The sequence below is a fragment of the Abiotrophia sp. HMSC24B09 genome (assembly GCF_001815865.1).
Classification (GTDB): domain Bacteria; phylum Bacillota; class Bacilli; order Lactobacillales; family Aerococcaceae; genus Abiotrophia.
This window is the reverse complement of sequence record NZ_KV822202.1, coordinates 1-9,563: the sequence shown is the minus strand read 5'-3', so window position 1 is coordinate 9,563 and position 9,563 is coordinate 1. Positions and strand designations below refer to the sequence as shown.

General features: G+C 49.3%; 8 protein-coding genes and 1 pseudogene. 3 read left to right on the top strand and 6 right to left on the bottom strand.

Annotation, left to right across the window (positions count from 1 at the left end; genetic code table 11):
- From HMPREF3093_RS09880 to nrdG, 3 genes and pseudogenes are all read left to right on the top strand, one after another.
- On the top strand, positions 1–274 hold a 274-nt coding region (locus tag HMPREF3093_RS09880; protein ID WP_218970163.1), incomplete at its 5' end, for a hypothetical protein.
- A 243-nt stretch (positions 275–517) separates the two neighbouring features.
- A pseudogene (nrdD, locus tag HMPREF3093_RS04305) lies at positions 518–2,360 on the top strand (anaerobic ribonucleoside-triphosphate reductase); the annotation flags it as partial.
- A gap of 2 nt (positions 2,361–2,362) precedes the next feature.
- Positions 2,363–2,896 (top strand): anaerobic ribonucleoside-triphosphate reductase activating protein, encoded by a 534-nt coding sequence (nrdG, locus tag HMPREF3093_RS04300; RefSeq protein ID WP_070755770.1) that lies wholly within the window; start codon positions 2,363–2,365, stop codon positions 2,894–2,896.
- Between the two features lie 296 nt (positions 2,897–3,192).
- On the opposite strand, the gene HMPREF3093_RS04295 is transcribed toward nrdG, so the two are convergent.
- The 6 genes from HMPREF3093_RS04295 to HMPREF3093_RS09875 form a co-directional block, all read right to left on the bottom strand.
- The gene (locus HMPREF3093_RS04295; protein ID WP_070755769.1) at positions 3,193–3,564 is read right to left on the bottom strand and encodes an EXLDI protein; all 372 of its coding nucleotides are present in this window, start codon (positions 3,562–3,564) and stop codon (positions 3,193–3,195) included.
- Positions 3,565–3,910: 346 nt separating this feature from the next.
- Positions 3,911–4,681 carry a class I SAM-dependent methyltransferase gene (locus tag HMPREF3093_RS04290; RefSeq protein ID WP_070755768.1) on the bottom strand — a complete coding sequence of 257 codons (771 nt, stop codon included), beginning with the start codon at positions 4,679–4,681 and terminating at the stop codon, positions 3,911–3,913.
- 177 nt (positions 4,682–4,858) lie between these two features.
- On the bottom strand, positions 4,859–6,400 hold the full coding sequence (locus HMPREF3093_RS04285) for a prolyl oligopeptidase family serine peptidase (protein WP_070755767.1): 1,542 nt from the start codon (positions 6,398–6,400) through the stop codon (positions 4,859–4,861).
- Positions 6,401–6,494: 94 nt separating this feature from the next.
- On the bottom strand, positions 6,495–7,604 hold the full coding sequence (glf, locus tag HMPREF3093_RS04280; RefSeq protein ID WP_070755766.1) for a UDP-galactopyranose mutase: 1,110 nt from the start codon (positions 7,602–7,604) through the stop codon (positions 6,495–6,497).
- 30 nt (positions 7,605–7,634) lie between these two features.
- Positions 7,635–9,158 (bottom strand): LCP family protein, encoded by a 1,524-nt coding sequence (locus HMPREF3093_RS04275; RefSeq protein ID WP_070755765.1) that lies wholly within the window; start codon positions 9,156–9,158, stop codon positions 7,635–7,637.
- 179 nt (positions 9,159–9,337) lie between these two features.
- Positions 9,338–9,563, bottom strand: a 226-nt coding sequence (locus HMPREF3093_RS09875; RefSeq protein WP_218970162.1) for a hypothetical protein, incomplete at its 5' end; no start/stop codon positions are given.

Here is a 9,563-nt window from a genome sequence, read left to right as displayed (position 1 = left end):
TCGACTCTACGGAGTGGACCACTGGCTCACAACTCTCCCTGGCTTGACCCTGTTTCGACACTTCCCCGGGCAGCTAGTGGCCCACTCGACGGAGTGGACCACTAGCTCACAACTTTTCCGGGCTTTTGACCCGTTTTCGACACTTCCCCAGGTAGCCAGTGGTCCACTCAAAAGAGTGGACCACTGGCTCACGCCACACTATATCTTGCGAAACTTTGGCCTAGATTTGTCTGTCAAAGTTGCCTTGTCTAGACCGGACATTGGCACAGTTTAGCCAAGCTGTTTTGGCTATGGAGCAAGCGCCAACCAAGTTAGCACCCCAACACCTCAAGGTTCAGACAGAAACACTATATATAGTTGTGGAACAAGTTTATAAACACTATATATAGTGTAAAGTCTATTGACTTCACACCTAGACTAGGGTAGCATAGGCTTTGAGGTGATAAGTATGAATCCACAAATTAGAGCGGCCCAAGATATTCAAGCTGCAGTTGACCGCCTGCACCAACAGGAGTCAAGTATTGTTAACGAGAATGCCAACAAGGACAGCCAAGTCTACAACACCCAACGAGACTTGACCGCCAGGCATCGTTGCTAAAGCCATCGGCATTGGCATGTTGCCGGAAGCAGTCGCCCTAGCCCATTTGAACGGCGACTTGCACTATCACGATTTAGACTACCATCCCTACCAGCCTATGACTAACTGCTGCCTGATTGATTTCAAGACCATGTTCAAGCTCGGTTTCAAAATAGGCAATGCAGAAGTCGATTCCCCTAAATCCATCCAGACTGCCACCGCCCAAATGGCGCAGATTATTGCCAACGTGGCGTCTAGCCAGTACGGGGGTTGTAGTGCCGACCGTATTGACGAGGTCCTGGCGCCTTACGCCCAGCTCAACTACGAGAAGCATCTCAAGCTGGCGGAAGATTGGATTCCCGACACCACCCAACACCATGACTTTGCTACGGCCCGGACTAAGAAAGACATCTATGACGCCATGCAAAGTCTGGAGTACGAGATCAACACCCTCTACACCTCTCAGGGCCAGACGCCCTTTACCACCTTGGGCTTCGGCCTGGGGACTTCCTGGATTGAACGCGAAATTCAGCGCGCCATCCTTAAGGTTCGTCTGGGCGGTATCGGCAAAGAGAAAAGAACGGCTATCTTCCCTAAGCTAGTCTTCTCCCTTAAGCGCGGCGTCAACCTGGCTCCCAAAGACCCCAACTACGACATCAAAGAGCTAGCCGTCCGTTGCGCCACCAAACGCATGTATCCCGACGTCCTCATGTATGACAAGCTAGTCGAACTGACCGGCAGCTTCAAGGCGCCTATGGGCTGTCGCTCCTTCCTGCAAGGTTGGTGGGACGAGCACGGTCAGGAAATCAACGCTGGCCGTATGAACCTGGGCGTGGTGACCCTTAACCTGCCCCGGATTGCCCTCGAGAGCCAAACTCTGGATGAGTTCTGGCAGCAGCTAGAAGCCAAATTAGAGATAGCCCGCCAGGCCCTCTGCTACCGCATCAAGCGGGTCAAGGAGGCCAAACCTTTCAATGCGCCTATCCTCTATCAACACGGGGCTTTCGGTCGCAAGTTGAGCCGCGACGGTAAGGTCGACGACCTCTTCCGCGACAAACGGGCCACCATCTCCCTGGGCTACATCGGCCTCTATGAAGTGGCCACTCGCTTCTTCGGTCCCGACTGGGAGACGGATCAAGAGGCCAAAGCCTTTACTATCGACATTGTCAAAAAGCTCTATCAGCACACCCAAGACTGGGGCAACCAATACGGCTACCACTTCTCCGTCTACGCCACGCCAAGTGAGAGCCTGACTGATCGCTTCTGTCGTCTGGATCTAGAGCGCTTTGGCTCGGTGCCTGACATTACCGACAAGGGCTACTATATGAATAGCTTCCACTACGATGTGCGCAAGAAGCCGACACCTTTTGAGAAAATTGATTTTGAAGCGGCCTATCCACCTTATTCTTCAGGCGGCTTCATCCACTACTGCGAGTACCCTAATATGGTTCAGAATCCTAAGGCTCTGGAAGCCGTCTGGGACTTTGCCTATGACCGGGTCGGCTATCTGGGCACTAATACACCGATTGATAAATGTTTTGAGTGTGGCTACGAAGGGGACTTTAACCCAACCGAACGGGGCTTCGAGTGTCCTTATTGCAAGAACCGCAATCCCGAGACCTGCGACGTGGTCAAGCGGACCTGTGGTTACCTGGGCAACCCTCAGGCTAGACCTATGGTGGCTGGGCGTCACAAGGAAATTGTGGCCCGGCAGAAACACCTGACCATCCGCATTAAGTCCTCCGACAAAGGCCCGGACCCAGCTGACGACAAGGAGGTCTAGCCATGGCCATTCCTGAGACGACTACCAAGGTGGCCGACTACAAGCCCTATAACTTCGTGGACGGCGAAGGCGTTCGTTGTAGCCTCTATGTCAGCGGCTGCCACTTCGCCTGCCCGGGTTGCTACAACAAGGTGGCCCAGAACTTCAACTACGGCACTCCCTACACGGAGGAACTCAAGGAAAGAATCCTGTCCGACCTAGGCGCCAGCTACTGCCAAGGCCTGACCCTACTGGGTGGCGAGCCCTTTCTCCATACGGCGGTCCTGATTGACCTCTGCCAGGAAGTCAGACGACGCTATGGCCGCAGCAAGGATATCTGGTCCTGGACAGGCTATGACTGGGAGGAACTCATGCAGGAGACGCCGGACAAGTTGGAACTCCTGTCCTATGTCGATATTCTAGTCGACGGTCGCTTCATCCAAGAACAGTTAGACCTAACCCTGCAATTCCGGGGTAGCCGCAACCAGCGCATCATTGACGTCCCTAGGTCCCTGGCGACCGGTCAGGTCGTCATCTGGGATAAGTTAATCCGCTAGTAGCTAGCGGACTTGTCGGTCTTAGGGGCCCATGGCGCGGACAAGCACAGACGATACCCTCACAAAGCGCGAGCACCAATAAGGCCTACACTCAAGCGATGGAGCCACCAGCCAGAGAGCATTTTATCAAGTAGCTTTTTATGTATATGGACGTTTTTTTGAAAATTGAGCAAGAAAAAAACAGTAAACCTTTTTTGGTTTACTGTTTTATTTAATTGATATTACTAAAAACAGGAATTATACGTGCTTGAGTAGATATTATATTTTAAGTCAATGCTTCATTCTTCATAACACAATTAAATATCTAATATCTCAACAATTTCTCCATTGTGCTGTTTCAATTCAATCTTCCGAATTATTTCTTCTCCCAAATATTTAATAAAATCGCTTAATTCTGATGAAACTTCAAATATAATGTTGTGTTTACTATCATTCTCCGGATTAAATGTTGAATTATAATTTCTTTCGCTTGACCAATAATTCCAATTTACATCTGTCCTTTCGTAATAAACATAATTCTGTTTTTTTGTAACATATATTCTTTTGTTAATCAATACCTTTTCATCTTCAGATTTAAAAATATCAGAATATAATTTTAAGCCATCAAATTGCTTATATTCTTTAATTTTATTGTTTGAAACATTAAGCTTTATTTCTTTATAATCCATAATCTCTCCTCCTTAAACTTGTTGCCTATATTGTTCATCTTATAATCTCCTGGTAATTTTATACTGTTGCGATTTAAGTTGGACGTCTTGCCATTACATTTTTCTCACCTCTACAAATTCCAGTCTATTTCAGTTAATATTATGCAACCCAGAGAGCATTTATCAAGTAGCTTTTTATGTCTATGGACGATTTTTTGAAAATTGAGCAAGAAAAAACAGTAAACCTATTTTTGAACTGCACCCCATAAGTTGGACAATAAAAATCCAACTTATGGGATGATTTTCATTTGATTGACTGTTTCTCAAGTCCTTATCTTCAATTATAGAAACTGGTATTTTTTAACCCTTAATATGATAGTTTAACGCAGAGTGTAGCTATATAGTCATTTCCATAACGTGATAATCGATTTCTTTTATCACATGATTCATAAAAATCGATCATAGCGAGACCATTTTTAAGTTGTCCTCTAATCTGACTTTCTAAGGTATGGCTAAACTCATAGCCATATTCTGGATTTATGGTTATTTTGCCTTCCGCTTCAAGCTCTTTTGAATTAAAAGGTAGTGCAAACTTCAAAAGTAATTCCTCATCGGGTTTATCCCATACAATGTCCGCATCATACATGTAGATCCAAGGATTCATAAATCCGACCATTAAGAGTCCGCCCTTTTTCAATACTCGAGTGGCTTCTTTATACATATTTTCTAAATCTTCTATATAAACATTTGAAACCGGATTAAAAATAATATCAAAAGTTTCATCTTCAAACGGAAATGGTTTGGTCATATCGCCTTGAATCGTCTTGATTTTTAAGCCCTCTCTTTTAGCGACCATCTCGTCTCTTTCTAATTGTGATTTAGAAAAATCCATGATGGTGACATCATACCCTTTTACAGCAAAAACTGGCCCCTGCTGGCCACCACCACAAGCTAAACCTAATATCTTTTTCCCCTTGGCTTTTTCAAACCATTCTGTCGGTACTTTTTTCCCAACAGTTAAGGCAACAGAAATTGGATGCTTTCTAGCTTCTTCTAATTCTTCATGTGTCAATGGCTCAGTATAGGCATTTTTTACATTATTCCATCGATCTTCATTTAATTTTATATAATTGTTCATCTTATGATCTCCTAGCAATTTTATACTGTTGCGATTTAAGTTGGACGTCTTGCCATTACATTTTTCTCACCTCTACAAATTCCAATCTATTTTGGTCTTTACTGTTCATACCCTTGTTGATGGCAATAAAGCCTCTATTGTTTCTTCCAAATATGTCCATCGCTTTTCTAATTTAATTTATCGGTGTTGGGCGTTGAGCCAGTGGAAGACATCCTGATAGGGCTGGCCGGCCACTTGGACCTGGGCTCTGCCACCACCGCTGGCATTATCGGCCTCAAAGCCGCTCAAGCCCGGGCTTTGGCGAATGACTTCCGGGTCTTGCACGCCCTGGACCTGCTGATTGAAGAAGGGAATCCAGGAGAAGTGGCCGGAATAGCGCATCTTAGGCAAGTCTTGGCCTTGCACCGATTGGAAGAGGGACAGCCAGATATTCTGCCCACCCGCATCGACTAGGTCCTTGTAAATCGGCAAGACATAGGCATTGGCTGGCACGGTCGGGTCATCCAGACTATGGACAAACCAAATGGCTTGGTCTTTGAGGGCAGCCACCTTGTCTTGGTCGAACCATACTTTTTGGGTTGGCACATAGGTTTGGATACTGCCCCGTTTCTTAGGGTCTTTGATCAGATAGTGACCGTTGTCCAGGCGCTGGAATTCATAGTAGGAATAGGCCGTTGCCTGGGGTACCAAGCCGGCAAAGTAGTCCGGATAGTGCAGGGCCATGTTGAGGGTCATATAGCCCCCGTTGGAGCAGCCCATGAGATGCACCCGATGCTGGTCAATCTGGGGATGGCTGGCCACATAGTCGCCAATGACCTGCATAAGGGACTCAGTATAGCGGGAATGGCCCGCCCCCGGCCCATTCAACCCATCACCCTCGTCCATCCAGTAGGTCGGCGTCTGCACCGCCAGGACGTAGGCGCCCTTAAGCTCGGGCTGGTCCGTCGCCGTAAAAATCTCTTGAACTTGTGGCCGACTAAGGGCGGTCACCTCATTACCTAGCAGGGCAATGCGAGGATCCTCGCCCCCTTCGGCTTGGCCATGCAACCAAATCAAAAGCGGAAATTTGGCCTGGGTCTGATCCTTGGCAGCCGCCGGCTCAAAGGCTCCATAGTGTAAGGTCTGGCTCTCCTCTTGGCCAGTCAGGGGATTGGTCACCCCGTCTACATGGACGTGCTCAAATTGATAGCCGGCCAAGTCCGGCAGCTCCAGATGGGGCAGGGCGTCATAGTCCGTCAAGCGAATCTGGGCCGACTTGCCCTCTTGGGTCGTCACCTGCACTGGCCCTACAGCAATGAGATAGTTAGCCTGCCACTGACTAATCAAGCGCTCCTGGTTGTAGCCGAAGAGACTGCCTAAATCCCAGGAATCCACCACCAAGTCCAAGGCCAGCCATTGACTAGCCTGCCCCTCTGGCAAGACCTGGCCCTGCTCATCAGCTAGATAGAGGGCACTCACTTGGCGCCCTTTACCTTGGGTGGTAACCTCTAGCTGGGCACCAGGGTCCACTGCCGTCACAGGATGACTGAGCTGAAGGACAATTTTGTTAACGGCCGGCCCAAACTCATAGCCCTGGGCCTGAATCTTGGCTTGGACCACCTGGACCTGATCCGACTCTGCCTGGGCTCGCGCCGCTTGGCCGGCTCCCCAGCCTCTGATGACTAATAAGGCACCTAGGCAACCCACTAGCAGGGACCACCAGTATTTGGCTTTCTTCATGACGACAACCTCCCTTTTGTCTCCTATTCTAGCAGAAAAGCCCGAACCGCGCAAAAGCCCCCTTACCTGCCAGTAAGGGGGCTTGATTCTTGATTTAGTCTACTTTGGCTGCCAATTGCAAGGCCAGACCGATGACATGGTGCATGTCATAGTAGCGGTAGTGGCCCAAACGGCCGGCGAAAGTCACCTGTGGCAGGGACTTAGCCAAGTCAGTATAGGCCTGATAGAGCTTGGTGTTGCGCTCATCATTAATTGGGTAGTAAGGCTCATCCCCTCGTGACCAGTTGGCTGGATATTCACGCGTTACCACGGTTTGTGGCTGAGTGCCGTACTCGAAGTGTTTGTGCTCAATAATCCGGGTATAAGGCGTCTCGCGGTCGGTATAGTTAACCACCGCATTCCCTTGATAGTTGGCTTGGTCCAAGACCTCGGTCTCGAAGCGCAAGCTACGGTATTCCAATTCACCCAACTCATAGTCGAAGAACTGGTCTATCATACCCGTATAGAAAATTTTAGGAAAGGCCGCCAAGTAATGCTCCTTGTCCGCGAAGAAGTCTGTCTCTAGGCGCACTTCAATGTTAGGATGATCCAACATCTTCTCCACAATCTGGGTATAGCCCCCGATTGGAATACCTTGGTAGCGGTCATTGAAGTAGTTGTTGTCATAGGTCATGCGGACAGGCAAGCGGCGAATAATGAAGGCTGGCAATTCAGTGGCTGCCTTGCCCCATTGTTTCTCGGTATAGCCCTTAATCAGTTTCTCGTAGATATCGCGACCTACTAGGGACAGGGCTTGCTCTTCCAAGTTGCTTGGCGTCTTTCCTGCCACTTCAGCCCGTTGCTCTTCAATTTTGGCGGCCGCTTCTTCCGGCGTCACCACACCCCAGAGCTTGTTGAAGGTGTTCATATTGAAGGGTAGGTTGTAGATTTCCCCGTGATAATTGGCGATTGGGGTATTGATATACTGGTTGAATTCCGCAAATTGGTTGACGTAATCCCAAACGGCCTTGTCGTTAGTATGGAAAATGTGGGCGCCAAATTTGTGGACTTGAATGCCCGCGATTTCTTCCGTATAGATATTGCCCGCCACGTGGTCGCGCTTCTCAATAACCAGGACGCGCTTGCCTTTTTTGGCAATTTCGTGGGCAAAGGTAGCGCCAAAGAGGCCGGCACCTACCACTAGATAATCATATGTTTGTGTCATAAGTTTCTCCTTTTCTCCTTGAAAGCGGGCCTATTGGCCGAGTACTTGCTTGATTTGGGCTTGACGCTCAGCCAAGCTAGCCTCATCCACTTGCATCATATAGAGTTCAGCGCCCGGCATAGCATAAGATGGTAGGCCAGTTGAACCGTGGCCAGTCAGGGCGACTGAGGTAACCGTGTAAGCTTGACCGCTCTCGAGTTGCTCGTTGACCAGTTCCATGACCTTAGCCAGTGGCAGATTAGTTTGCACCGACTGGCTCATGCGATCCATGACTTCTTGGGCTTGGAGCAGGGTCTGGCGACTGCCTAATTTCTTAATCAGGGCGGTAATAACCTTCTCATGGTTCTTGCCGCGGTCATTATCCCCACCTGACAGGGAGTAACGCTCACGCACGAAGCCTAGGGCTTGGTCGGCATTAAGGTGGAGTTCCCCGACAGGGAAATCATATTTGCCGTAGAGGGAGGTAAAGGCTTGGTCGTTGTAGACATCGATGCCCCCTACCGTATCGATGATATTGAGGAAGGAGGTGAAGTTGAGGCGGACATAATAGTCGATTGGCGTGTCATAGAGACGGGCCAAGGTATGCATGGAAGCCTCCACGCCATAGATCCCCGCGTGAGTCAATTTGTCCTTCTGGTCTGCCCCGCCATCCGCGATTGGTACATAGGCGTCACGCGGTGTGGTGGTCAGAAGAATCTGATGGGTCTTAGGGTTGATAGTGGCGATAACGTTGACGTCTGACCGGGAGACGGAGCTGACTGGCCCGAAGGTATCAATCCCTGAGATATAGAGGTTGAAAGGCTGGTTCTCAGCTGGTGTCTGGCTGGTTTGCTGGGTTTCCGTCGCTGGCTTAGCCGGCTCTTCGGCTACTTCGGTTACATGATGGTACTGGTATAGCTTTTTAATCTTGCTGCTGAAGTCGCTAGCCATGCCTTCTAAGAGGGACTCATAGCCTGAGTTGAGGACCATAGCTTGAGCCTTGCCGTCCAGGAGTTGTTGGTAGGCAGCCAAATAGGATGGCACTTCCTGAACGGTCACCGTTACCTGGCGTTTGGCCTTGAGGTCATCGACTAAGGCTTGGACATTGTCGCGATCTTGGCCTAGCGGCGCTAGGACCACTTTGCCGTCTAAGGCCGACACATCTGCCACGCCGCCCTCTGCTAGGGTAGCCAGACTCATAGTCAGTTCCTTCTTCTGGGTATTGGTATTGAGTTTGTTGAAGAAATTGACGGTGGCATTCATTTGGTAGGCGCCGTAGCTAGCCCCCAAAATGACGACGGTGGCAAGGACCAGGGTGGTTTTGCCCAGGCGCTTGAGGCCATTAAGCAGAATCAGGAGCAGTAAGACCGCGCCCAAGCCGCCCAAGACCCAGAGATGGTAGCCTCGCCCGGCCAGAATCTTGTAGGTTAAGAGGAAATAGGCAACCAAGCCACTAGCTACCACTGCCAAAATAATAAAGAGCCAGTTAATTCGCCAGAGCACTGACTTAGTCCGCCCATGACCATGGCGGGAGTGGCCGTGACGCCGGCCCTTTGAGTGATGTGATGCTGTCATTGTTAAGTTCCTTCCATAAATTGGATATCATTTCGTCGTTACTTTTTGCACTAAAAGTTATTATAGCAAAGATTCCGCCCCGGCAAAAGCCCCTAAAAGGCTTTTTTTCTAGCTAGTAGCCCAGGTTTTTGGCCTTTCCATTCTAGCTAGTGGTCCACTCGACGGAGTGGACCACTGGCTCATGACTTTTGCCCCGTTTCCTGCCCTTTTCCAAGCTTTCCGGCCCAGCTAGTGGTCCACTCGAAAGAGTCGACCACTGGCTCATGACTTTTGCCCCGTTTCCTGCCCTTTTCCAAGCTTTCCGGCCCAGCTAGTGGTCCACTCGAAAGAGTCGACCACTGGCTCATGACTTTTTCCACGGTTTCGCCCTTTTTCCAGTCAAGTCCAAAATCCTGTGTAAAAATA

Coding starts and splice junctions, on each gene's coding strand:
- HMPREF3093_RS04275 (WP_070755765.1), bottom strand. CDS start 9,158: ATGACAGCATCACATCACTCAAAGGGCCGGCGTCACGGCCACTCCCGC.
- HMPREF3093_RS04285 (WP_070755767.1), bottom strand. CDS start 6,400: ATGAAGAAAGCCAAATACTGGTGGTCCCTGCTAGTGGGTTGCCTAGGT.
- HMPREF3093_RS04290 (WP_070755768.1), bottom strand. CDS start 4,681: ATGAACAATTATATAAAATTAAATGAAGATCGATGGAATAATGTAAAA.
- glf (WP_070755766.1), bottom strand. CDS start 7,604: ATGACACAAACATATGATTATCTAGTGGTAGGTGCCGGCCTCTTTGGC.
- HMPREF3093_RS04295 (WP_070755769.1), bottom strand. CDS start 3,564: ATGGATTATAAAGAAATAAAGCTTAATGTTTCAAACAATAAAATTAAA.
- nrdG (WP_070755770.1), top strand. CDS start 2,363: ATGGCCATTCCTGAGACGACTACCAAGGTGGCCGACTACAAGCCCTAT.